General features: G+C 74.0%; 21 protein-coding genes. 7 read left to right on the plus strand and 14 right to left on the minus strand.

The genetic code is table 11. The features are described from left to right. Positions 1-35: 35 nt before the first annotated feature. Positions 36-788, minus strand: coding sequence for an AAA family ATPase (locus tag AB0K51_RS29030; RefSeq protein WP_363460193.1), 753 nt, complete (start codon positions 786-788; stop codon positions 36-38). 209 nt (positions 789-997) lie between these two features. Between AB0K51_RS29030 and AB0K51_RS29035 the strand changes: the two genes are divergently transcribed. From AB0K51_RS29035 to AB0K51_RS29045, 3 genes are all read left to right on the plus strand, one after another. After that, positions 998-1,864, plus strand: a complete 867-nt coding sequence (locus tag AB0K51_RS29035) for a hypothetical protein (protein ID WP_363460195.1) — start codon at positions 998-1,000, stop codon at positions 1,862-1,864. Continuing rightward, positions 1,861-2,631 (plus strand): alpha-L-glutamate ligase, encoded by a 771-nt coding sequence (locus AB0K51_RS29040; protein WP_363460196.1) that lies wholly within the window; start codon positions 1,861-1,863, stop codon positions 2,629-2,631. The genes AB0K51_RS29035 and AB0K51_RS29040 overlap by 4 nt, the downstream gene beginning before the upstream one ends. 96 nt (positions 2,632-2,727) lie before the next feature. Then, positions 2,728-4,455 (plus strand): GAF domain-containing protein, encoded by a 1,728-nt coding sequence (locus AB0K51_RS29045; protein ID WP_363460198.1) that lies wholly within the window; start codon positions 2,728-2,730, stop codon positions 4,453-4,455. A gap of 99 nt (positions 4,456-4,554) precedes the next feature. Here the strand turns inward: AB0K51_RS29045 and AB0K51_RS29050 are convergent, their stop codons facing one another. Further along, positions 4,555-5,223 carry a response regulator transcription factor gene (locus tag AB0K51_RS29050; protein WP_363460200.1) on the minus strand — a complete coding sequence of 223 codons (669 nt, stop codon included), beginning with the start codon at positions 5,221-5,223 and terminating at the stop codon, positions 4,555-4,557. Between the two features lie 126 nt (positions 5,224-5,349). Further along, positions 5,350-5,724: a hypothetical protein gene (locus AB0K51_RS29055; protein ID WP_363460201.1), complete on the minus strand. Its 375-nt coding sequence runs from the start codon at positions 5,722-5,724 to the stop codon at positions 5,350-5,352. Positions 5,725-6,162: 438 nt separating this feature from the next. Here AB0K51_RS29055 and AB0K51_RS29060 point away from each other — a divergent pair, with 438 nt between their 5' ends. Beyond that, positions 6,163-8,046: an amino acid transporter gene (locus AB0K51_RS29060; RefSeq protein WP_363460232.1), complete on the plus strand. Its 1,884-nt coding sequence runs from the start codon at positions 6,163-6,165 to the stop codon at positions 8,044-8,046. 30 nt (positions 8,047-8,076) lie between these two features. Here the strand turns inward: AB0K51_RS29060 and AB0K51_RS29065 are convergent, their stop codons facing one another. Together AB0K51_RS29065 and AB0K51_RS29070 are read right to left on the minus strand one after the other, a co-directional pair. Beyond that, the gene (locus tag AB0K51_RS29065; protein ID WP_363460203.1) at positions 8,077-8,994 is read right to left on the minus strand and encodes a DUF4232 domain-containing protein; all 918 of its coding nucleotides are present in this window, start codon (positions 8,992-8,994) and stop codon (positions 8,077-8,079) included. A gap of 77 nt (positions 8,995-9,071) precedes the next feature. Beyond that, positions 9,072-9,650 (minus strand): helix-turn-helix domain-containing protein, encoded by a 579-nt coding sequence (locus tag AB0K51_RS29070; RefSeq protein ID WP_363460205.1) that lies wholly within the window; start codon positions 9,648-9,650, stop codon positions 9,072-9,074. Positions 9,651-9,914: 264 nt separating this feature from the next. Between AB0K51_RS29070 and AB0K51_RS29075 the strand changes: the two genes are divergently transcribed. Then, positions 9,915-11,348, plus strand: a complete 1,434-nt coding sequence (locus AB0K51_RS29075) for an MFS transporter (RefSeq protein ID WP_363460207.1) — start codon at positions 9,915-9,917, stop codon at positions 11,346-11,348. A gap of 27 nt (positions 11,349-11,375) precedes the next feature. Here the strand turns inward: AB0K51_RS29075 and AB0K51_RS29080 are convergent, their stop codons facing one another. The 5 genes from AB0K51_RS29080 to AB0K51_RS29100 form a co-directional block, all read right to left on the minus strand. After that, positions 11,376-12,101 (minus strand): DUF6348 family protein, encoded by a 726-nt coding sequence (locus AB0K51_RS29080; RefSeq protein ID WP_363460209.1) that lies wholly within the window; start codon positions 12,099-12,101, stop codon positions 11,376-11,378. A 195-nt stretch (positions 12,102-12,296) separates the two neighbouring features. Continuing rightward, positions 12,297-12,839 (minus strand): NUDIX hydrolase, encoded by a 543-nt coding sequence (locus AB0K51_RS29085; RefSeq protein WP_363460210.1) that lies wholly within the window; start codon positions 12,837-12,839, stop codon positions 12,297-12,299. A 124-nt stretch (positions 12,840-12,963) separates the two neighbouring features. Then, on the minus strand, positions 12,964-14,502 hold the full coding sequence (locus AB0K51_RS29090; RefSeq protein WP_363460212.1) for a beta-N-acetylhexosaminidase: 1,539 nt from the start codon (positions 14,500-14,502) through the stop codon (positions 12,964-12,966). Between the two features lie 64 nt (positions 14,503-14,566). Beyond that, a complete protein-coding gene (locus AB0K51_RS29095) occupies positions 14,567-15,835 on the minus strand; it encodes a Tat pathway signal sequence domain protein (protein ID WP_363460214.1) in 1,269 nt (422 codons plus the stop codon). 57 nt (positions 15,836-15,892) lie between these two features. Beyond that, complete coding sequence (locus AB0K51_RS29100; RefSeq protein ID WP_363460216.1) at positions 15,893-16,792, minus strand: MurR/RpiR family transcriptional regulator; 900 nt, start codon at positions 16,790-16,792, stop codon at positions 15,893-15,895. A 130-nt stretch (positions 16,793-16,922) separates the two neighbouring features. Between AB0K51_RS29100 and AB0K51_RS29105 the strand changes: the two genes are divergently transcribed. Then, positions 16,923-17,966: a BadF/BadG/BcrA/BcrD ATPase family protein gene (locus tag AB0K51_RS29105; protein WP_363460218.1), complete on the plus strand. Its 1,044-nt coding sequence runs from the start codon at positions 16,923-16,925 to the stop codon at positions 17,964-17,966. 217 nt (positions 17,967-18,183) lie between these two features. Then, positions 18,184-18,882, plus strand: a complete 699-nt coding sequence (locus AB0K51_RS29110; RefSeq protein WP_363460220.1) for a DUF1062 domain-containing protein — start codon at positions 18,184-18,186, stop codon at positions 18,880-18,882. A 60-nt stretch (positions 18,883-18,942) separates the two neighbouring features. Here the strand turns inward: AB0K51_RS29110 and AB0K51_RS29115 are convergent, their stop codons facing one another. From AB0K51_RS29115 to AB0K51_RS29130, 4 genes are all read right to left on the minus strand, one after another. After that, positions 18,943-19,467, minus strand: coding sequence for a GNAT family N-acetyltransferase (locus AB0K51_RS29115; protein ID WP_363460222.1), 525 nt, complete (start codon positions 19,465-19,467; stop codon positions 18,943-18,945). A gap of 52 nt (positions 19,468-19,519) precedes the next feature. Further along, the gene (locus AB0K51_RS29120; RefSeq protein WP_363460224.1) at positions 19,520-20,701 is read right to left on the minus strand and encodes a DUF5685 family protein; all 1,182 of its coding nucleotides are present in this window, start codon (positions 20,699-20,701) and stop codon (positions 19,520-19,522) included. A gap of 68 nt (positions 20,702-20,769) precedes the next feature. After that, positions 20,770-23,136: a hypothetical protein gene (locus tag AB0K51_RS29125; protein WP_363460226.1), complete on the minus strand. Its 2,367-nt coding sequence runs from the start codon at positions 23,134-23,136 to the stop codon at positions 20,770-20,772. Beyond that, positions 23,072-24,189 (minus strand): patatin-like phospholipase family protein (locus AB0K51_RS29130; protein WP_363460228.1); only part of this gene is annotated, 1,118 nt, incomplete at its 5' end. The genes AB0K51_RS29125 and AB0K51_RS29130, both read right to left, overlap by 65 nt.

Below are 24,189 nucleotides of genomic sequence, written 5' to 3' on the forward strand. Positions count from 1 at the left end.
CGTCCGGCGACACGCCCGGCGACGCGCGGGACGGCTCAGCCGTTCGCCGCAGTCAGCACACCCGCGGAGCCCGCGGCGGCGACGGTGTCCGAGGCGGCGGTGGTGTCCGCGTCCGCGGGGGTACGCGGCGTCGGGCGTTCCGACAGCGGCGCGTGCGACCACCTGCCCGTCCGTGCCCGACGGTCCGTCGACGGCGCGGCAACGGCCGTGGCGGAGAACTCGATCGCGGCCAGCCGCGGTGCGTCCTCGCGCGGCAGGAGCACCGCGGACGCGACGCCCGGGGGGAGGCCGTCCGCCAGGACCGCGCGCAGGGCACGGGTGGCCCGCAGGTGCCGCAGGAAGGCGTACCGGGAGACCCGGCGGCCGCGACTGCGCTGGCCGTCGGCGGCCTGCGCGGGGCTGCTGTCCAGCAGCAGCAGGTGCAGGGCGCGGCCCTGCCGGGCGGCGGTGCGGGCCAGCCAGCGGCGCACCCACGGCAGCGTCCCGCAGTCGTGCACCACCAGGGGTCCGCCCGCCAACACCGCGGCCCGCAGCAGCCGGTAGTGGGCGAGCCGGACCAGCGGCCGGTACAGCGCGTACGGGACGCGGGGCAGCCGGCGCTCGAACCGGAGCCGGGTGTGCTGGGAGTCGACCAGCGGGGCGCCGGCGCAGCGCCGCATCAGGGTGCTCTTGCCCGCGCCGGGCAGGCCGGAGACCACCAGCAGGTCGCCGGCGGGGTAACGCAGGACCGCCGGGACCGGACGTCTGGTCAGGTCGTGCAGGTCGTTCGGGCGTATCACGTGGTGCACACGGTCCTCCTCAAAGAGCTCACCAAGGGCACGTCATGAGAACGTCATCCCCCGACCAAGCGGTTCCAGACCGCGACGACGGCGGCTGTGACGCGGCTGTGGCAGTTCTTGCACGCCCCCGGCGAAATCCGCGGCGGGAAACGTGGCAGGGTGGACGGATGCGATTGGCCCGGGACGACGGACGGGCAGAGGGGATGGGTGGGGGCGACATGAGGTTCTGCTTCCTGGTCGAGGAGCACTACCGCAACGACGGCATGCCGCTGGCGGTGGTCGACCGGCTGCGCGCCACCGGCCATCGGGTGGACGTGCTACGGCCCGGCGCCGACCTGCTCGACCTCTCCACCCTGGTGCGCTCCGGCCGGCACGACGCGTGGGTGCTGAAGACCGTCTCCGGCGGCCCCGGCCTCGGCCTGCTGGAGTCGGCCGCCGCGGCCGGACTCACCACCGTCAACGACGCGCGGGCGATCCGCCCGGTCCGCGACAAGGCGCAGACCGCCGTGGTCGCGGCGCTGCACGGCCTGGCGATGCCGCGCACCTGGGCGGCCACCGACCCCGCCGGGTTCGCCGCGATACCCGGCCGGCACTTCCCGCTGGTGGTCAAGCCGGCTGACGGATCGTCGGGCCGCGCCGTCCACCTGGTCGAACGACCCGAGGAGCTCGGCCGGTTGACCGCGCCCGCGGACGGCGGCGTGCTGATCGCCCAGCCGTACGTGGCCAACGGCGGACTCGACCTGAAGGTGTACTGCGTCGGCGGCGAGGTCTTCGCCACCGAGCGCACCTCCCCGCTCCACCCCCACCACCCGTTCCGGGAACGGCCGGTGACGCTCGGTCGGGAGGTGGCCGCGCTCGCCGCACAGGTCGGCGAGGTGTTCGGCCTCGACCTGTACGGCCTCGACGTGCTGCTCGGCCCCGACGGCCCGGTGGTCGTCGACGTCAACGACTTCCCGTCGTTCCGTCAGGTGCCCGCCGCGGTCGAGCGGGTCGCCGACGCGGTGGTCCGGCTCGCCCGCACCGGCTCCTCCTGGCCCACCCCGGCCGCCGGTTCGCTGCTCGCCCCCGTGCGGGCCGCCCGATGAGGCGCCTGCGGATCGTCGTGCTGGCCCGCGACACCGAACACCCGCTGCTGACCGAGACCCTCGACCTGCTGGCGGCAGACGGACACGTCCGGGTCGACGCGGGGGAGCCCGCCGACCTGGTGCTGCTGAAGGCCCGGACCGCCGACGCGCTCGAAGTCGCCGCGGAGTACGAGGAGATGGGCGTCCCGGTGCTCAACTCGGTGGCGGCGACGGCGTTCTGCCAGGACCGGGTGGCGATGGAGCAGCGCGCCCGGGCCCACCGGTTGCCGTTCGCGCCGACCCTGGCGGCCGGCGCGATCGAGGAACTGCCGTGGCACGAGCCGGTGGTGGTGAAGAGCCGGCGCAGCCGCCGGGGCGACCTGGTGGCTCGGGTCGACTCCGCGGACGCCTGGCAGGCGCTGGCCCGCGAGCGGGCCGGCGAGCAGGTGATCACCCAGCGGGTGGTGCCCGGCGACGGCTGGGACCGCAAGGTGTGGGTGGTCGGCGGCCGGATCTTCGGCGAGCAGCGCCGCTCCGAGCTGGCGGCGACGGCGGGCGGTGAAGCGGTGCGCCGGGACTGGACCCCGGGCGCGGAGGAGACCGAACTCGCCTTCATGGCGGGCTGGGCCTTCGGTCTGGACGTCTTCGGCGTCGACCTGCTCCCCACCCCCGACGGGCCGGTCATCATCGACGTCAACGCCTTCCCCGGCGTCCGCCACCAGCCCGGCGCCCCCCGGGCCCTCGCCGACCTCGCGCTGCGCACCACCGTGCTGCTGGTCGGGGCGTGACCCCGGGAGCGGTACCGGTACCGGTCTTTCGTCCTCCTGTCCCCTTTGCCCCGTCAGTTCGCCAGCGTCTGCGACAATCGGGCGGCGGGTGAACGGATGAGGAGGAGCGGGGTGCGCGAGGAGGAACCGCGGTCGCGGATTCCGCAGCTGCGGCTGGACGAGCTGCTGGCGGAGCTGCAGGCCCGGATCGACGCGGCACGGGGCACCCGGGACCGGGTGCACAACCTGCTGGAGGCCGTCCTCTCGGTGGGCCGGGAGCTGGAACTCACCCAGGTGCTGCGGCGGATCGTGGAGGCGGCGGCCGTCCTCGCGGACGCCAAGTACGCGGCGCTGGGCGTGATCAGCGCCGACGGCGACACGCTGTCGCAGTTCCTCACCGTCGGCCTCGCCGAGCAGGACATCGCCCGGATCGGCCCGTACCCGACCGGCAAGGGGCTGCTCGGCGAGCTGATCAGCCGTCCGCAGCCGCTGCGGCTGCAGGACCTGAAGGACCATCCGGCGTCGATCGGCTGCCCGATGCACCACCCGGTGATGCGGACCTTCCTGGGCCTGCCGGTGCGGGTGCGCGGCGAGGTGTTCGGCAACATCTACCTCACCGACAAGCGCGGTGGCGGCGGGTTCGACGACGACGACGAGTCGGTGATCGCCACCCTCGCGGTGGCCGCCGGCGTCGCCATCGACAACGCCCGCCTGTACGAGGAGGCGCAGCGCAGGCAGCGCTGGCTGACCGCCACCGCGGAGATCAACCGCAGTCTGCTGTCCGGGAGTTCGCGGACCCAGGTGGTGGAGCTGATCGCCCAGCGGGCGTGCGACATCAGCGGCGCCGAGCAGGCCGAGGTGCTCACCCCGCTGCCGGACGGCGCGGGCCTGCGGGTGGAGCTGGCGCTCGGCGGCAACAGCGCCCGGCGGGTCGGGCTGGACGTGCCGCTGGCGGGCACCCTCTCCGGCGCGGCCTGCGCGGGCGGCTCGCCGATGACCTCGCCGGACCTGGCGGAGGACCACCGCTACCGGGCGTGCGTGGCGCGGTTCGAGGAGCTCGGCCCGGCGGTGGCGGTGCCGCTCGGCCGGGCGGAGGGGCACGCCGAGGGGGTGCTGCTGCTGGTGCGCGGCAGTGGGCAGACGGAGTTCACCGAGCGGGAGATCGACCCACTGCTGGGCTTCGCCGACCAGGCCGCGCTCGCCCTGGAGCTGGCCGAACGGCGGCGGGACGCCGAGCAGTTGGCGGTGCTGGAGGACCGCGACCGGATCGCCCGCGATCTGCACGACCTGGCGATCCAGCGGCTGTTCGCGACCGGGATGACGCTGCAGAGCGCGTCCCGGTTCATCGAGCACCCGGGGGCCTCCGACCGGGTGCTGCGGGCGGTCGGCGACCTGGACGAGACCATCAAGATCATCCGCTCGACCATCTTCGGCCTGCGGGTGCGCGAGGCCGGGGCGGGTCAGGGCCTGCGGGCCCGCGCCGTGCACGTGGTGGAGGAGGCGCAGGCCGCCCTCGGCTTCGCGCCGCGGCTCAGCATGGAGGGCCTGCTGGACACGGACGTCCCGCCCGGGGTCGCCGACCACCTGGTCGCCGTCCTCGGCGAGGCGCTCAGCAACGTGGCCCGGCACGCCCGGGCCGGCCGGGTGGAGGTGCACCTGCAGACCTCCGCGGGCCAGGTGGTGCTGACCGTGCAGGACGACGGCGTCGGCATCCCCGCCCAGGGCCGCCGCGGAGGCCTGCGCAACCTCGCCGAACGCGCCCGCACGCTCGGCGGGGCACTCACCCTGAGCGCCCCGCCGGCCGGCGGTACCCAGCTCAACTGGGCGGCTCCGCTGGGGCACTGAGCGGGCCGGTGTCGGCGCGGTCGCGGCGGGTGCGCGCTCGGGCGCGGTGCGGTCCTGCGCTGTGCGCGCTCAGGCGGCGCGGTCGCAGCGGATGTGCGGTCAGGCGGTGCGGTCCTGTGCGGCCAGGGTCTGGGTGGCGATCACCGCGGCCTGCACCCGGCGCTCCACGCCGAGCTTGGCGAGCAGCCGGGAGATGTGGTTCTTGACGGTCTTCTCGGCGAGGAAGACCCGCTCGCCGATCTGACGGTTCGTCAACCCCTGGCCGATCAGCGCCAGGATCTCCCGTTCGCGGTCGGTGAGGTTCGGGAACTCGGGGGCCGGGGCCGGGGACTCGCCGCGCAGCCGGGCCATCAGGCGGGTGGTGGCGCCCGGGTCGAGCATCGACTGGCCGGCGGCGACCGTGCGGATCGCGGTGACCAGGTCCGTGCCGCTGATCTGCTTGAGCACGTAGCCGGCCGCGCCCGCCATGATCGAGTCCAGCAGCGCCTCCTCGTCGTCGAAGGAGGTGAGCATCAGGCAGGCCAGCCCCGGCATCCGCGAGCGCAGCTCCCGGCAGACGGTCACGCCGTCGCCGTCGGGCAGCCGCATGTCCAGCACCGCGACGTCCGGGCGCAGCGCGGGCACCCGGGCCAGGGCCTGTTCGACCGTGGCGGCCTCGCCGACCACCTGCAGGTCCGGCTCCGAGTCCAGCAGGTCGTGCACCCCACGACGGACCACTTCGTGGTCGTCCAGCAGGAACACCCTGATCGGCGCCGCACCTTCGGACATGGCAGTGACTCCTCCTCGCAGACCGCTCTCCCCTGGCAGTCTGCCGTACTGCGCGCGGAGCCGGACAGGGTCCACCCCGCCCGCGCACAGTACTGTCCGGCCCTTGACAACTTACCGATAAGTCGATCAATCGTCGGAAAGGTCCCGCCAGGGCAGCGCCCGCCCCGACCAGAGCGGCTCCACCCGCCGCCAGGACCGCTCCCAGGAGTCGGCCGCCCGCCGCTCCAGCGCGCGCAGCCGCAGCCGCAGGCCGAGTGCCGTGCCCAGCGCCGCGAGGACCCAGCCGCCGAGCGCGCCGGCCAGCCGGTACGGGAGGTCCCAAGGAAGCGGCAGTGCCACGCAGAGCAGCGCGGGCAGTGCCGCGGCCGGCAGCGCCACGGCCACGAGCAGGGTCCGCCGGCGGGCCCGGTCGACCCCGCGGCGCAGCGGGTTGGCCGGGTGGGCGGGAGAAGCGCCCTGACGGCGGGTGAGCCGGCCCAACTGGCCGCGCGGGTGGGGCACGCGCGGGCTCCTCTCTTCTCTTCGACAGCGCGGCCGTGTCCGGTGGGCGGCACGCCTGCTGGCCGCCCAGCGTGTCGCCCCCGCCCACCCGTTCCAAGGGCCGACCGTCCCGGGGCGCCGGGGCCGATGGTCCCGATCCGGGCATCGCGGCTCGTCGCGGATCGGGTCATCGGCACGTCAACCGGAACCCAAGGGATCGTCAAGCACCCCCGGCCGGTGGCGAGCTGAGCCGACCGGGGACGTTACGCTCCTGCCTGCCCTGGCCTGCGGCGACCGTGACCTACGCTGACGTGGGAGTCCGCCCGGCGGGCCGGACCTCCGGCCGCCCGGGGCACCCGACCCTGCGACAGGAGCCAAAGAGTGGTCACTTCCGCCCCCCTGGACGGAGGCTCGGCGCGGCAACGGCTGCGCGCCTGGCTGCTGGAGGGCCTGTCGGACATGGCCAAGCAGCATCCCGGCCCGCACGCCCAGGTCGCCGAGGAGCACAAGGGCCAGCGCTGGTGGAAGGTCATGTGCCTGACCGGCCTCGACTACTTCTCCACCCTCGGCTACCAGCCCGGCATCGCCGCGCTCGCCGCCGGACTGCTCTCGCCGATCGCCACCATCGTGCTGGTCCTGGTCACCCTGTTCGGCGCGCTGCCGGTCTACCGCCGGGTCGCCAAGGAGAGCCCGCACGGCGAAGGTTCGATCGCGATGCTGGAACGGCTGCTGTCGTTCTGGAAGGGCAAGCTCTTCGTCCTCGCGCTGCTCGGCTTCGCCGCCACCGACTTCCTGATCACCATCACCCTCTCGGCCGCCGACGCGACCGCCCACCTGGTGGAGAACCCGCACCTGACCAGTTCGCTCAGCGGCCACCAGGTGCTGATCACCCTGCTGCTGATCGCGCTGCTCGGCGGCGTCTTCCTGAAGGGCTTCAGCGAGGCGATCAGCGTGGCCGTCGTCCTGGTCGCGGTCTACCTGGCGCTGAACGTGGTGGTGGTCGCCGTCGGCCTGTGGCACGTCGTCACCGCCCCCGCGCTGATCACCGACTGGACGCACGCGCTCACCGTGGAACACGGCAACCCGATCGCGATGATCGGCGTCGCGCTGGTCGTCTTCCCCAAGCTCGCGCTCGGCCTGTCCGGCTTCGAGACCGGCGTCGCCGTGATGCCGCACATCGAGGGCGACCCCGGTGACACCGAGGAGACGCCCACCGGTCGGATCCGCGGCGCCCGCAAGCTGCTCACCACCGCCGCGGTGATCATGAGCTGCTTCCTGATCACCACCAGCTTCATCACCACCCTGCTGATCCCCGCCGACGACTTCAAGGCCGGCGGCCCCGCCAACGGCCGCGCCCTCGCCTACCTCGCCCACCAGTACCTGGGCGGCGCGTTCGGCTCGGTCTACGACCTCTCCACCATCGCCATCCTGTGGTTCGCCGGCGCCTCCGCGATGGCCGGACTGCTCAACCTGATGCCGCGTTACCTCCCCCGCTACGGCATGGCCCCGCACTGGGCCCGCGCGGTGCGCCCGATGGTGCTGGTGCTCACCGGCATCGCCTTCCTGGTCACCTGGATCTTCGACGCGAACGTCGACGCCCAGGGCGGCGCTTACGCCACCGGCGTCCTGGTGCTGATCACCTCCGCGGCGATCGCCGTCACCATCGCGGCGCACGCCGCCGGCCAGCGCAACTGGACCATCGGCTTCGCGGTCATCGCCGGCGTCTTCGTCTACACCACCGCGATCAACATCGCCGAACGGCCCGACGGCGTGAAGATCGGCGCCTGCTTCATCGCCGCGATCATCCTGGTCTCGCTCGCCTCCCGCCTCGCCCGCGCCTTCGAACTGCGCGTCACCTCCGTCGAGTTCGACGACGTGGCGGAGCGGTTCATCCGGGACACCGCGCACCGCACGATCCGCCTCATCGCCAACGAGCCGGCCGGCCGCGACCTGGCCGAGTACCGCGACAAGGTGCACCAGATCCGCGCCGACAACGACATCCCGGCCGAGGACGACCTGGTCTTCGTCGAGGTCACCGTGCTCGACGCCTCCGACTTCGAGGCCGAGCTCAAGGTCCGCGGCGAGGTCCTGCACGACCGCTACCGGGTCCTGTCCCTCGAACACTCCAGCGTGCCCAACGCGCTGGCCGCGCTGCTCCTCCAGGTCCGCGACGCCACCGGCCAGCAGCCGCACATCTACTTCGAGTGGACCGAGGGCAACCCCTTCGCCCAGTTCCTGCGCTTCTTCCTCTTCGGCCAGGGCGAGGTCGCCCCCGTCACCCGCGAAGTCCTCCGCGAAGCCGAACCCGACCGCACCCGCCGCCCCCGCGTCCACGTCGGCTGACCCGCTGACGGACCGTCGGCCGCTCCGGTGCTAGCGGGCCGGTTCCGGGATCCAGGCGCCTACGCCGAGGCGGGCGGTGGTGCCGAGGTCGAGTTCGGGGGTGACCATGACGGGGGCGGCGTCGGGGGTGGGGCGGACGCGGAGGTAGGGGGCGGTGACGGGGGTGCCGGTGGTGGTGGTGTTGCGCCAGGCGAGGGTGGCGCGGGCGCCGTCGCCGGGGTGGAGGGTGAACGGACGCGGGGGGTCGTCGGCGCCGGTGCCGGAGGCGATGGCCGCGCCGCCGGAGAGCAGCTCGACGCCGTCGACGGGGCGGTGGTCCAGGTCGAGGAGCTGGAGGCGGGGGTAGCCGTCGAGCGCCACCGGCGCGGCGCCGCAGTTGCGCAGGTGGAGGCCGACCACCCGCAGGCCCATCGCCGCGTCGCCCTCGTCCGCGTAGACCCGCAGGCCCGACGCCGGGCACGCACCGTCGGGCTTCGGGGCCTCCGCGCTGGGGACGCTGCGGACCTTGGCGATCGCCAGTGCCGGGCCGACGGCGGGCTCGGCGGGGCCGTGCGACGGCAGGGTCAGCCGACCCTTCACGGTGGCGCCCGGAGCGACGGCCTCGACGGTCTGCGTGAGGTGACCCGGGACGCCGCCGGCCCGATCGAGCGGGCTGAACAGGATGGTGAAGTCGGAGGTCTCGGCGGCCCCGTTGGTCACCTCGAAGTCCGCGCACGCGCCGTTGGCCGCGGTGATCCGCACCCCGTCCCGGGCGAGCGCGCCCGGCGCGGACGACGCCGGGGCGGGCGTGAGCAGCGCCCCGCAGGGCCCCGCGCTCCCGTGCGCCGACGAACCGTCAGCAGCCCCGACCGCGCGGGAGCCGCAGCCCGCCAGCAGCGCGGCGGCGGTGAGCACGGCGGCCGCCGCGACGGCCGGGTGACGGGGTGTCGGGGGGAGGGGAGGGCGCATCGGACGAGTCGACCACGAACCGGGCGGCGCGGCTGTGACGCCGGTCACCGCCCGCGCAACAGCCGTGCAACGGGTCGTCAGGAGCGGGTCCGGACGCCGTCCAGGGCGATGCCGAGGACCCGGTCGCGCTGGCCCTGGTCCGGGAAGGCGACCGAGGTGATGCCGGAGACCAGCCGCAGCAGGTCGTCGATGCTCATGTCGGTGCGCACCTCGCCGGCCGCCTGGGCGCGCAGCAGCAGCGGGGTGCCTGCGTCGTACATCGACTGGCGGCAGGCGAGGAAGACGTCCGACTCCTCGCCCTCCATGGCCTCGCGGATCGCCCGCTTGGTCATCGCGTAGTCGACGAACCGGCGCAGCCACGCGGCCAGCGCCTCCCAGGGCGGCTCGCCGGAGACCTCGGCGGCGACCCGGCCGAGGTCGTCGACCTCGTTGGCGTAGACCGCCTCGAAGAGGTGCCGGCGGGTGGGGAAGTTGCGGTACAGGGTGCCGATGCCGACGCCGGCCCGGCGGGCGATGTCCTCCAGGGACGCGTCGGCGCCGTGCTCGGCGAAGGCCTCCCGCGCGGCGGCGAGCAGCGCGTCGAAGTTCCGCGCGGCGTCGGTGCGGCGCGGGCGGCGGGCGGCCAGGAACTCGCTGACCACGATCTGTTCCGGCACGGAGACCTCGTTTCGACTCTTCCGGCGTTCGGATTGAACCGGAGGACCACCTCCGCTAATCTGGAGGCATGCCTCGACTTTACCACCGGGGCCTCCGCTTCGGCCTGCCGTGAACGCGCCGGCCGTCCCTTCGATCGCACCGATCGCCCCATCCTGCCCGCACGCGCCGCGCCGTCGTCACGCGCCCCGCGTCCGGCGCTCCCGACGCCGTGTGCCGACGTCCCGAACGCGCCGGGTCCGAATGCCGAGTCCCGAGAGGGTTCGATGAACCGTCAGTCCCACCGCCTCACCTTCGGCGTGCTCGCCACCGGCGCCGGCGTGTACGCGCTGCTGCAGTCGCTGATCACGCCCGCCCTGCCGATCGTCCAGCAGGCGATGCACACCTCGCAGTCCACGGTCACCTGGGTGATGACCGCCTACCTGCTCTCCGCCTCCGTCTTCACCCCGATCCTCGGCCGGGTCGGCGACCTGGTCGGCAAGAAGCGCACCCTGGTCGCCGCGCTGGTCGCCCTGCTGGTCGGCTGCCTGGTGGCCGCCGTCGCCCCGAACATCACCGTGCTGATCATCGCCCGGGTGATCCAGGGCATCGCCGGGGCGCTGTTCCCGCTCTCCTTCGGCATCATCCGCGACGAGTTCCCCGCCGGCCGGGTGCCGACCGGCATCAGCAACCTGTCCGCGGTGATCGCGGTCGGCAGCGGCCTCGGCATGGTGCTGGCCGGACCGATCGTCGGCGCCCTGGACTACCGCTGGCTGTTCTGGTTCCCCGTCATCATCGTCGCGGCCACCGCACTGATCGCCCACCGGTACATCCCGGAGTCGCCGCACCGCACCGAAGGCAGCGTCAACTGGCTGTCCTCCGTGCTGCTCTCGGGCTGGCTGGTGGCGCTGCTGCTGCCGATCAGCCAGGCCGCGAAGTGGGGCTGGGGCTCGGTCGGCGTGATCGGCCTGCTGGCCGTCGCCGTGGTGCTGTTCGCGCTCTGGGCGTTCACCGAGGCCCGCTCGCGCTTCCCGCTGATCGACCTCAAGGTGATGCGGCTGCCCGCCGTGTGGACCACCAACACCGCCGCCCTGCTGTTCGGCGCCGGGATGTACGCAGTCTGGGCCTTCCTTCCAGGCTTCGTGCAGACGCCGTCCGCCGCGGGCTACGGCTTCGGCTCCAGCGTCACCGGCGCGGGCACGCTGATGCTGCCGATGCTGGTCGCGATGTTCGTCTCCGGCCTGCTCAGCGGACGCCTGGCCGGCCGCTTCCCCGCCAAGGCCCAGCTGGTCACCGGCGCGCTGCTCGGCGCGGCCGCCTGCGCGCTGCTCGCCGCCCGGCACCAGGCGCCCTCCGACGTCGCCCTCGCGGCCGGCGTGTTCGGGCTCGGCATCGGCCTGGCCTTCGCCTCGATGAGCAACCTCATCGTGCAGAGCGTCCCCGCCGCGCAGACCGGCGCCGCCACCGGCATGAACGCCAACATCCGCACCATCGGCGGCTCCCTGGGCGCCGCCCTGATGACCGTCCTGGTCACCGGCCACCTGCAGCCCTCCGGCCGCCCCTACGAAGCCGGGTACACCCACGGCTTCGCCCTGCTCGCCGCGTTCTGCCTGGCCGCCGCGCTCGCCGCGCTGCTCGTCCCGGCCCGCCGCGCCACCCCCGCGCAGGCACCGGCGACCGCCGCCGTGCCTGCCGGGGAGCGCGAGCCGGTCGCGGGGTGACGGACCGTCGGGAGCGGGCGGTGCCCGTCAGCTCCCGGAGTCGGGCGGCAGTACCAGGGCGAAGGACCGGACGACGGTGAAGGCCGTCGGGTCGGGCAGGCCGAGCGCGGCCAGTGCGGCGGAGGCGGCCTGGTGCCGCTCGCCGTTCACCCGGACCTCCGCCGTCATGGTGCCCGGCTTGCCGCCGTAGAAGACCCGGACGCTGTTGAACCAGGGTGATTCGAGGTCGGCGGTGAACGTCTCGGCGATCGCGGGGAGCACGTTCGCCTCCAGCAGGGCCTTCTGCAGGCGGGCGACCTCCGGCTCGGAGAGGCCGTAGCCCACTGCCCCCGAGGCGATGGACCGCCACCCGGGGACGCCGCGCCGGTGCTCGGGACCCCAGCGGTCGGCGAACCGCTCCCGCCCGTCGAGCAGTTCGAGCAGGCAGGCACCGGCGGACTGCGCCCACAGGCCGACGGCGTCGCGCGGGGAGGCCACCACGCTGACGCAGTCCACGAAGCACGGTACGTCGGGCTGGATGCTCACGTCCGGGAACGCGATCAGGTCGTAGTGCCGCTCGTCCCCGTGCCCCATCGGCCCGACACCGACGGCCCAACCCTGCGCACTCAGCAGCGAGTTCCCCTTGAGTTCGGCACCCGCCGTGCAGCCGGGCGCCACCTGCTCGAGGGCGTCGCGGACCAGGGCGAGGAACTCGAGATCGGGCAGTCGGCCCTCGGCGGGCGGGGTGGCGCGCGAGCGGCGTATCCAGGACATGCGGGTGATCATACGGAGCCGCTCCCACCGGGCCACCCGCATTTCCGTGCCGGGAGCCCCGGGGTAGGACGGGTCTTTCGGATCACACCGGGCGATCGCCGCCGGGGCGCGCACCTCACCGGCGTCTCGTCGGCCGCCTACGGCTCCCATGGGGCCGGGGGAGACGCTCGCTGATCCGAAGGACCCGCGCTACGACTACGACCGGGTGAGGCGGTAGGGGCCCAGGTAGTAGGAGAGGGCGGTGAGGGAGGGGCCGTCGGAGATCTGACCGGAGGTCAGGAGTTCGACGACCTGGGTCTCCGGGAGCCACTCGACGCGGGTCGCCTCGGAGACGTCCTCGGGGTCGCCGATCCGGGTGCAGTCGGTGACGTGGTAGCTGCGGAAGTGGGCGTCCGAGATACCGGCCATCGCGTCGTACTCGGTCATCAGCTCGACGGTGCCGGGCCGCCAGCCGGTCTCCTCCTCGACCTCGCGGGCGATCGCCGCCGCGGGGTCCTCGTCGGGCTCGGCCCACCCGGCGGGGACCTCCCAGCCCCAGCGGCCGGTGATGAAGCGGTGCCGGTGGATCAGCAGGAACTCACCCGCGTCGTTGGTGACGACGGACGTCGTCGACGCCCGGGGGTAGCGGACCACGTGGTGCTCGATCCGGCCCTGGCCCGGCACCTCCACGTCGTCGAGCCACACCTCGACCCACGGGCTGTCGTAGACCTGCCGACGCCCGAACGTCTGCCACTTCATACCCGTCCTCCCGTCGCACCTGCCCGCTCCGCCCAGACTCTCGCACACGGTCGAGCGGCCGGGCCGCGCCACGCGGCCGGCCGGTCCGCAACCCGTCGGGCGGACCGGCAGCCGTGACGGTCCGTCAGGCGGTGAGCTCCTCGGGGCGGCGGTAGCGCAGGCCGAGGGCGTCCAGGCGGCGCAGGTGCTCGGGGAGGCGGGCGAGGAAGGCGGGGTAGTCGGCGGGGGAGCCCCAGGCGCGTTCCGCGAAGGCGCAGACCCGGGGGAAGGCCATGTACTCCAGGTGCTCGGGGGTGGGGACGTACTCGGTCCACAGCTGGCACTGCGCGCCGAGCAGGCGGTGCCGCAGGTCCTTGGCGAACCGGCCCTCCAGTGGGGTGAAGGCGTAGGCGTCGGCGAGGGTGAGCACGCCCTTCTGGCCGCGCGGCTCGCCCTCGGCGGCCTGGTGCAGGTCGAAGTAGGTGTGCTGCCACGGGGTGAGGACCACGTCGAAGCCGCGGTCGGCGGCCTGTTCGGCGGCCTTCTCGCCGTGCCAGCACATCACCACGGTCTCCGCCGGGACGGGTCCCTCGGCGATCTCCTCCCAGCCCGCCGGGCGCCGTCCGAGGCCGGCCACCCGCTCGGCGAGCCGGGCCAGCAGCCAGCCGTGCACCTGCTCCGGGCCGGCCAGGCCGAGCGCGGCGACCCGCTCCAGCGCGGCCGGGGAGGTGCGCCACTCCTCGGCGGAGCACTCGTCGCCGCCGAGGTGCACGACCCGGCTCGGGAACAGCTCGGCGGTGTACTCCAGCACCCCGGCGAAGAACTCCACGGTGGCCTGCTCGGCGTTGAGGGTACGGGAGTTGATGCCCCAGCGCGGCCACACCGGCAGCCGCTCGGCGGGCCGGTTGCCGAGCTCCGGGTAGGCGGCCAGCGCCGCCTGGACGTGCCCGGGCACGTCGATCTCGGGCACCACCGTGATGCCCCGGCGGGCCGCGAACGCGACGATCTGCCGGATGTCCCGCGCCGTGTACCAGCCCTGGTGCGCCGGGCCGGTGCCCCGGTCGTCCGGGTCGTCCGGGTCGAACGGCACCGCGGGACGCCGCCCGCCGACCTGGGTCAGCCGCGGCCGGTCCGGCACCTCCAGCCGCCAGCCCTGATCGTCCGTCAGGTGCAGCTGCAGCACGTTCAGGCGGTGCAGCGCCATCGCGTCCAGCACCCTCAGCACGGTGGAGACCGGCATGAAGTGCCGTGCCACGTCCAGCAGCAGGCCCCGCCAGCGCAAGGCGGGCGCGTCCTCGACCCGGGTGTGCGGGAGCGGCCACACCGAGCGGGTGCGGAACGCCTCCGGGCCGAGCGCCTCCGGCGGCAGCAGCTGGCGCAGTGCCTGCACCGCGCACAGCAGCCCCGCCGGAGTACGCCCCACCAGGTCGATCCCGGTGTCGCTGACGGTCAGCCGGTACGCCTCCGGGTTGCCCGGGGCGTGCTCGACCCCGTTGACGTACAGCCGGATGCTCCCGCCCCCCGCGCCGATCTCCGGGACCGTGCCGAGCGCTGTCGCCAGGTGGTCGGCGAGCAGCTCGGCCGCCGGGACGGCCGCGCCCTCGGCGTGGATCACCGCGGTGCGCGGGGAGAGCTCGAACCGTCCGGGCCGGGCCTCGAAGACGTCCGGCTGGGGGACCATCATGGGAATGAACCGCCGTTTCTCACTGGCTGGTCGGAGTACGTCTCTGACGAGTCGTCAGTGTCTTTCAGTGGTGCAGGTACCGGGTCTCGTCGGGTTCGAGGACGAAGGGGTTCGCCTGTTCCCCGGCGAGGATGTACCAGGCGGTGGCGCCGGTGTGCAGGGAGGCGTAGTAGGTGTCGCCGTAGCCGGTGTCGAGGCCGTCGCCGGAGGCGGCGACCAGGCCGTTGCCGTCGGCGTGGGGCGCGGTGGCCTGCGCGGACTGCAGGCTGGTGAGCAGGGCGGAGGCCTTGGCGGCGTCTCCGCTGCCGCCGCGGGCGTAGTAGGCGGCGGCGAGGTGGGCGGTGCCCTCGAACCAGACCTTGGCGGTGGAGGCGTTGGAGAAGCTGACGCCGGTGAAGCCGCCGTCGCTCGCGGCGAGGCTGGTGGCGGCCCAGTCGACGGCGGTGGAGTACTGGGTGCTGCCGGTGGCGAGGTAGGCCCAGGTCTGGACGTCCTCGGGGACGGGGTAGTAGTTGGTGCTGACGCCGTCGGGGTTGGTGCCGGTCCAGAGCTTGCCGGTGGCGGCGTCGCGCATCGAGGCGACGAAGCCGAGCGCGGTCTGCGAGCGGGCGGTCCAGGTGGCGTCGCCGGAGAGGGTGCCGAGCATCGCGAAGAACGCGGCGACGTCGATGTTGTGCTCGGTGGCCTTGTAGGTCATCGGGTTGTCGTTCGCGTCGCGGCCGCCGGTGTAGCCGGCCGGGCCGCGGGTGTCGTAGGTGTGGGTCTGGATCCAGTCGGCGAGGGTGAGCGCGCCGTTCAGGTACTTCACGTCGCCGGTGTCGGCGTAGAGGTGGCCGAAGGCGAGGCCGGCCCAGGCCATGTTGCCGGTGTAGGTGGCGGGGGAGCCGATGTAGGGCGTGCCGTCGGCGGTGACGAACGGGTTCGGCTGGTACGAGGCGCGCAGCCGGCCGTCGCCGAGCGGGTCGTGGGCCTGGGCGTAGAGCAGGGTGTCGCCGAGGGTGCGGGCCCGGGCGATGTCCGGGTCGGTGCCGCGCTCCAGGTACGCCATGACGACCAGCGCGTCGTCGTAGGAGAACGAGGAGACGAAGTTCAGCGAGCCCAGGTAGCCGCCGGTGAAGCTCTGCGGGAGCCGCAGCGTGCTCCCGCTCCCGTACACGTCCATCCGCTGGTCCAGGAAGGTGTACGCCTTGTCCAGCGACACCTGGGTGGCGGGGGAGATCGCCGAGCCGTAGGGCCCGGTCGCCTGCGCCGGGTTGACGGCGGTGAGGGCGAGGGCGGCGCTCGCGGCCACGACGACCGCGGCGCGCAGGGATCCGGGCAGGGAAGTGCGCATGGTGGAGCCTCTCAGGGGTGGAGTGGGGGGGAAGAGAGGTGGCGAGGGGACGGGGCGTCAGAACGCCTCGGGGGAACGGGGCCTGGCCGCGCCGCCGAGCCGCTGGACGTCCAGCGCCGCTGCGGTGACCTGCAGCGCGGCCAGGGTGCGCTCCCGGGTGAGCTGCGCGGTGTGTGCGTACACCACGTCCAGCAGCAGGAGTCGGGAGTGCCGGGCGGCCAGCGCGTCGCTCTGGAACGAGGTCGCCGGGGCGGCCGTGGTCAGTACCACCGCGGCCTGCCGGGCCAGCGGGGAGGCGGCGTCCGAGGTGAGCGCCGCGGTGAGCGCGCCGTGCCGCTTGGCCGCCGTCAGGAACTCGACGCCGTCGCGGACCGCGCCGGAGTGCGAGATCGCCACCGCCACGTCCCGGCCGTCCAGCAGCGCCGCCGCGGTCAGGCCGTTGTGCAGGTCGGTCCAGGCCCAGCACGGCACCCCGATCCGCTGCAGGTGCAGCCGGAACTCCTCCGCGGTGGCGCCGCTGGTGCCCACCCCGAAGAAGTGCACCTGCCGCGCGCCGACCAGGGCCCGCACCAGGGCGTCCACCGCCGCCAGGTCCAGCTGCTCGGCGGTCTCCTGCAGTGCCCGGCTGCTGGCGGACAGCAGCACCTGCACGACGTGGTCCAGGCCGTCCTCGGCCCGGATCTCGCTGCCGATGTCGTTGTTCCAGCGGCGCTGCGCGGCCCGGCCGCCCTCTTCCGCCAGCGCCACCTTCAGCTCCTGGTAGCCGGCGAAGCCCGCCGCCCGGCAGAACCTGGTGATGGTGCCCGGCGAGGTGCCGACCCGCTCGGCGAGCTCGGTGATGGTGGCCCGGGAGGCCGCCGCCGGATCGCTCAGCACGTAGGACGCCACCTGCTCCAGCGCGCCGCTGAGGGCGGGGCGCAGCGCCTGGAGCCGGGAGAGGGTGTCTGGCGAGTTCATGTGAAAATAATTATCGCCGAACGAGGGTCTCGTCCAGAGCTGGTGAGAAAAATTATTTCCAGCTACGGTTCCGGCTGCGGTGCGCCCCCGCTCCCGGGCAGGACCCGCGCCACCCCGCCCAGGAGGCTCCATGACACCCGCGCTGGTCCTCGGCGTGGACGCGGGCGGCACCCGCACCCGCGTCGCCGTCGCCGACACCGCCGGACACCTGCTCGCCCGCGCCGAAGGACCCGCCGGCAACCCCGTCGCCCACGGCGTCCCCGCCGCGCTCGACGCGCTGCGCATCACGCTGGCCCGCGCCCTCGCCGGCCTCGACCCCGCCGCGGTCCGCTCCGCCGTGCTCGCGCTGGCCGGCGACCACCTGCTCGCGGACGGCGAAGGCGCCGCCGCGCTCACCGCCACGCTGCGCGGGCTCGGACTGCACGGCCTGTCCGGCCCGCACCGGCTGATCGGCGACGCGGTCGCCGCGTTCGCCGCCGCCACCCCGGAACCGCACGGCGCCCTGCTCATCGCCGGCACCGGTGCGGTCGCCGTCCGCCTGCACGAGCGCGCCATCGCCGACACCGCAGGCGGCTACGGCTGGCTGCTCGGCGACGAGGGCTCCGGCTTCTGGCTCGGCCGCGAAGCCGTCCGCACCGCCGCCGACACCCTCCGCGGCCGGGCCGACGCCCACCCGCTGACCCGCCTCGTCCTCGCCCGGCTGCTCCCGCCGACGGACCGTCAGGACGCTTCCAGCGAAGCGTCGGACGCGCCCGTGCCCCGGGTGCCCGTCGCACCCGACCGGGTCCTCGCCGAGCGGCTGCTCTCCGCCGCCTACACCCTCCCGCCGGTCGAACTCTCCACCCTGGCCCCGCTGGTGACCAGGGCCGCCGGGCTCGGCGACGGCGCCGCGGACGCGATCCTGGACCGGGCCGCCGCCCACCTCGACGCCCTGCTCGCCCAGGTCCGCCCCCACCCCACCGCCGCCCCCGTGGTGCTCGCCGGCACCTGCCTGGCCCCGCACATCCTCGGCGCCCGCACCGCCCGTCTGCTGGCCGGTCGCGGCCCGGCCACCCTCCACCACGCCCCTGACGGCACCCTCGGCGCGACCTGGCTCGCCGCCCTCCCCGTCCTCACCCCCGCCGACCCCACACCGGCCGCCCTGCACGCTGCCCTGACGGCAGAAGGAGCCTGACGGAGCGGCAGCAGTACCTGACGGAGCGGCAGAAAACCGGTTGCCCGCGGGCGGCGGTCTCCACCACGATCGCCCGCATGGACCTGTAACGGCTGCCACGTAGCACCAGTGAACCCGTCGCGCGATCGACCACGAAGCCTGACATCCCGGCCCCGTGGCGATGACTCGCGCCCTCGTGTGCATCCGTCAGATCCCAGTGCTGAAAGCAACCACCACCATGAATACCGACCGCAAGGCCCAGTGGGCCGTGCGCCAGTCCGCGCTGCCCACCGTCGTCCGCGCCTGCCCGGACTGCTCCGGCAGTCGCCACCGTCCCTCGGGGAAGATCCGGGTCAACGCGAGCGGCAAGCTCCTCGACGTCTGGCTCCTGCTGAGCTGCGTCGGGTGCGACCGCACCTCCAAGGTGCCCGTCCACGAGCGGGCCCACGTCTCCTCGCTGGAGCCCGCCCGGCTGGTGGCGTACGAGAACAACGACCCCGCCGTGGTGCGGGAGTTGACGACCAGTGCGTCGCTCGCCGCCCGGAACGGCTACCGCCTCGACTGGACCGGCACGTGGGAGCTGGAGGCCCGCATGCCGCTCTACGCGCTCGACGACCCGACGCCGCTCAGGGTGCGGGTCGGCTTCGAACTGCCCGTGCCGGTCCGCGTCGAGCGACTGCTCATGCGCGGGCTCGGCCTCAGCCGCTCCGCGGTGCGCCGCCTGGTCGCGGACGGACGCATCCGCCTGCCGCTGGCCCTGGACGCCAAGGCGCAACGGGACTTCGAGCTGACCATCCACGGACCGGGCGCCGTCGACGCGGCGAAGCTCCTCGGCAACCCGGCCACCCCGCAAGGCGACGTGCACGCCGAGCCCCGCCATCAGGGGTCGGACGCCGAGCCCCGGCGCCTGCCGCGGACGGCGGCGGCGGGTCGGTAGCGGGACGGGCGGGGCCTCCCGGCAGCACGCCAGGCTGCCGGGAGGCCCCACCCGCCGTGGTCACATCGGCAGCGAGTGCAGGCGCACCGGGCCGCCCGGCCAGGACCCGCCCGGCGTCACGGCGGTCCACATCGCGTGGATCGGCATCACGGTGGGCCCGGCGGGCTGCTCGACCGTCACCGGTTCGGTGATCGGCGTCCAGCCGAGCCGGCGGTAGAGCGACGCCCGGTCGGGGAGGCAGAACAGCAGCGCCAGGTCGAGGCCGGCCGCGCGGGCGCCGGCCAGGGCCGCGTCGACGGCGGTGCGGGCCAGGCCCTGGCCGCGGACGTCCGGGGAGACGATCACCCCGCCGATGCCCGCCACGTCGAAGCGCACGCCGCCGACCTCCACCGGTACCACGACGTACCCGGCGTGCGCCACCACCCGGTCACCGGAACGCACGCCGTAGTGCTGCTCCTTGGGCCGCCAGACGAGGTTGGTCGTCCCGGTCTCGAACGGGTCGGCCACACCGCCGCCCAGGGCGTGGACCTGCTCCCAGCCCCACCCGGCGAGCTCGACGGCCGGTGAGAACTCCTGCTCGGTCAACGTCTCTCTCCCTGCTCCCTGATCCATCGTCAGCCCGCCGCCGGCGCGGCGGTCACGAACAGTCGCACCCGCACCCGTCGCAGCCGCAGCAACTGTCCCCGCAACAGCCGTCCCCGCCGCAGCAGTCACAGCTGCAGCAGTCGCCGTCGCACTGGACGCAGGCGTCCGAGCAGTCGCAGTGGCGCCGGCAGAACCCCTTCCGCTCCTCCCGCGACCACGGGTCCTCGTGCTTGCAGCAGAGCAACTGGCAGGTGCAGGCCATCGCCAGCCACACCGCGCAGCCCGGCAGCAGCGTGCGCGGCTTCTTCGGCGTCTGCGGGCGCTGCTGCGGCGGGACCAGGTTCGGGTCCGGCGGCGCGGCGTTCGCGCAGGTGGCGTGGTGGCCGCCGCCGAAGACCCGGTCCACGGCCTCCCCGGTCTCGTGCGCCAGCAGCCGGTGGACCAGCGCCCGGTCGGTGAACTCCACCTCCGCCAGCGCCAATCGGATGCCGTGCACCGCGTCCCGGCACAGGCGCTCCGCCTCCGCCTGCGAGGTGCCGGTGACCGACAGCGGGTTCCACAGGCCCTGCGCCTCGTCCTGCGCGCGGTCCTCGGCGGCGTCCAGCAGGTGCGCGAGGCGGCCGAACAGCCGGCCCGCCTCCGCCAGCGCCGCCGCGTTGCCCGGCCGGCCGGCGAGCACCGCGGTGTGCGCGAAGGCCGCGGCCGTCGCGGACTCGGTCGGCTCGGTCGCCAGCAGCAGCGCACCGCCCGCCGACACCGCGCGCTCGGCCTCCTCCTGCCGCGCCGCGGCGGCCAGCAGCACGCCGGTGTCGAACCCGACCGCCGCCGCGCCGCCCGCCGACTGCCGCTCCCACCGCCGGGTCACCGCCCGCGCGCCCGCCGCCACCGGACGGCGCCCGAACACCCCGTCCCCGTCCAGCACGTGGTCGCGGACCTTCACCGACGCCAGCGCCAGCGAGACCGCGGCCGCCAGCCGCGCCCCCTCGCCGCGCGCCACCGGCGCCGTCCGCATCCCGCGCAGCGGGCACGGCCCCGCCGTCCGCCGCTGCGCCTCCCGTGGCGTCTGCGCCTCGACCAGCACGGATATCACCAGGCCGTCGTAGTTGGTCGCGGTCCGCGCCAACTGCCCGTGGTCGTCCCGCAGTGCCAGGCACAACCCGCACAGGTGCGCCAACCACGAGGCGTGCAGCCGCTCCGACAAGCGGTGCCGACACGGTCTGATGATCCCGAACATCCCTGGCTCCCCCTCCACCCGCGCTGACCAGCCGTCATCCTAGCCACGCGGGTTTGCGGGCCGGGGGGTCACCGGACGTTGAGCCGGCCGACCCGTTCGGCGGTCAGGCAGGCGCGGACGATCGCCACCCGCACCAGCGGGCCGCCGAGGCCGCACTTGATGACGTAGAAGAGGATGAGGTTGGTCGAGGTGACCGCCAGGGCGTACACGTAGACGTCGTGCAGGAGCCCCAGGTACAGCAGGGTGCCGATGGTGAGGACCGCGACGGCGTAGAACATCGAGGTGGGCGCCCACTGGGTGAAGGCCGCCAGGCCGGTGATCTTGCTGTCGTCCTCGGGGACCGTGGTCAGCCCGATCCGCCGGGAGCGGGCGACGACGGCGCGGACGTACGCCAGGGTGAGGACGTTGGCGAGCCAGGTGAGGATCTGCCCGATGGCCGAGTTGACGGGCCACCAGCGCGGTTCGACCAAGGTGATGGCCAGCACCAGGCCGCACGGGACCACCGCCATGATCCGCATGATCGTCTCGGTCGCCAGGGCGAGCCGGCTGAGCGAACCGGCCCGGCGGCCGATGGCCAGCGGGGTGAGGCCGGAGAACAGCATCTGGTAGTACTTCGGGGCGGCGATGGCGTAGGACAGGCCGACCATCCGGGCCGGCAGGTTCGCCCGCCAGTCCGGTACGGCGTAGTCGGCGTGCCGCCACGAGTCGACGATCGGCAGGCCGTCGCGGTCACCGCCCAGGTGCTGGGCCACCTCGATCAGCCGGTTGTCCCAGGAGAGGTTCAGGTCCCGGAACAGCCAGGTCAGCACGGCGAAGTTGGTGAGCGCCCAGACCAGCGCCGACAGCAGCGACCAACTGAGCAGCCAGGTCGCCAGCGGCTGACGGCTGCCGGTCGCCGCCAGGGTGCCGCTCCGCCGACGGCTGCGCCACAGCCGCCACTCCCGGCCGGGGTCACCCGCCAAAGGCCGCGCCAGTTCACGCAGCGCCCGCCAGCCCGGCTCGACCCGCAGCTCACCGCTGTCGCGCTCGGCGGCCCGGACGAGTTCGAGCTCGGCGAGGAACCGGTCCTTCAGGCGGGCGTAGGAGAAGTCCCGCTGCGCCGGGTCGGAGAAGATCAGCAACCGCCGCTCGGGGACGGCGTCGACGAGGTCCTCCAGGAACCGCGCCAACTGCGGAGCGCGCATGTAGAAGATGTCCGGCACCACGCGCTCGGTGCTCTCCGTCCCGGTGCCGAAGAGCATCAGCAGCCGGCCGAGCGAGTAGAGGTCGGCCCGCCGGATGTCGCCGTCGCCGGCCCTGACCTCGGGCGCGATGTAGGAGGAGGCCACCCCGGTGGTCCCGGTGATGGTGTGCGTGTACAGGTAGTTGCGGCCGAGGTCGACCAGCCGGAAGGCCCCGTCGGCGGTCGAGACGATGATGTTGGACGGCGAGAGGTCCGCGTGGACGCCTCCCGACGCTCCGCGCAACGGGTGGTCCGCGGCGGTCAGTTGAAGTTCCTCCAGCGCCTCGAACAGCTTCAGCCCCTGCTCGCGCAGCCGGTCCAGACTCAGCCGCAGCTCGCCCTCCGGGCGGCCCGCGGCCTCGGCCCGGACCGCCTCGGCCAGGGTGACGCCCTCGATGAACTCCATCATGATCCACTTTTCGCAGCTGGCCCACACCCGCACCAGGTGCCGCAGACCCTGGGCGGCGGACCCGTAGACCCGCGCGTACTCCCGGGTCGCCCGGGCCAGCGTCTCGATCCGGGTGAACGGGTAGAGGATCAGCTTCAGCGCGAAGTCCGGCCGGGCCCCGTGCACCGCGCCGGTGGTGCTCCCGCGCAGGATCACGGAGGTGCTGCCGTGCCGGTGGAAGCGCAGGTTCGGCGCCATCGCCCGCCACTCCTGGACCGCCTGTGCGGTGTCCGGGTCGGCGCGGTGCCCGGTGGCGGGCTCGGGGCTGTAGACGGTCGATATCGTCAGGCCGACCGCCTCGTCCGCGGCGAGCACACCGCAGACGGCGGGGCAGTCGTGGGTGAGGGCGCCGCCACCGTCGTCCGCACCGCCCGCGTTCGCGATCCGGGAGCGCTGCGCCTCGGACTCGGCCAGGCCTATCAGCGTCAGCAGGAAGAGCCCGGTGAACCCGAAGACGTCGGCGGAGGCCTGCCGGAGCGAGTCGCCCTGCGCCCGGTAGCCGGCGCACCAGGCCGTCAGGCCCTCGATCGTGGAGGTCCGCGCACCGAGCCCGAACCGCGTCTCGAACGACCGCTCGTCCACCGGTATGTCCTGCAGGACCCGGTGCCAGGCGGTGAGCCGGGCCGCCCGCCGCCGGGCGCTCTCCGGCCCGGACGGCGGAAGGTTCAACGCCGACCGGAGGGCGGCGGTGGCGTCCTGGCTATAGCCCGTCAGGTTCCGCAGCGCCGCGAGCACCGGATCGAGCGTTGCTCCTTGGGGCGCCATTCGCGGTCTCCACCACCGTCAGCCGGGGTATTGCATGGATGCGGCCCTGGGCGATCAGCGAGGCGGGCCGGTCCTCCAGGGCGCAGAACGCGGTCTCGTAGGCCGTGCGGGCGTGTTCGAGCAGCAGGTGCCGGTCCATCTCGTGCCGCTTCAGCTCCGGCATCCACGGCAGCGGGGCGAGGTCCAGCACGTGCGGTCCGACCCTGCCGGGCGACCGCCGCTGACTGCGCAGCCACTCCTGGTCGCGGTACTTCTGCCGGGTCGCCGCCAGGTAGCCGCGCCCCAGGCCGGTGCGCAGCCGCTCCAGGTACAGGTACGTGTAACGGTGCATCAGCGACAGGCTCCCCGGCCCGTTCTCGCGCATCGGCCGGGTGCTGAGCGAGAGCACGTGCGTGCAGCCGTCGTCGAGTGCGAGCCGGAACGGCAGAGCGGTGAGCACACCGCCGTCGACGGCCCGCCGCCCGTCCGGCGTGCGCGCCGTGCCCGGGACCGCGACCGGCAGCCAGGCGGAGGCGCGGAGCGCCGTCTTGAGTTCGTCCCGGGACGAGAAATCGCGCAGCACGACAGTTCGTAGCGCATCGACATCGGTGACCGGAACGGCGAGCGGCACCGGCGAGTTGATCACCGCTTCGTAGTCGAGCGGCTTGACCCGTTCCATGACGTGGTCGAAGGAGTAGTCCAGGTTCAGAATGGGCTTGCGCCGGAGCGCCCGGGAGAAGTCGACGAACTGAGGTGTCGTCAGGTCGTCGTAGTAGATCGCCAGCGGGTACCAGGTGTCACCCGCGAGGAAGTAGGCGCCGTTGATCCCGCCCGCCGAGCAGCCGTACACCACGTCGAAGGCGTTCTTGAAGCCGTAGTCCTCCAACTGGCACAGCATGGCGGCCGACACCACCCCGCGCATGCCGCCGCCCTCGACGGCGAGCGCGACCCGCGCGCCGTCGGTGCGGCTGCCCGGCATGCTGCCGGAATCGCGCCTGGCGCGCAGGATCTCCAGGACGGGATGCGAGGGGTCCCAGTACCCCTGTGTGGTCATGAACCTGTCGCTCACATTCA

The organism is Kitasatospora sp. NPDC049285, assembly GCF_040678815.1.
Lineage (GTDB): Bacteria > Actinomycetota > Actinomycetes > Streptomycetales > Streptomycetaceae > Kitasatospora.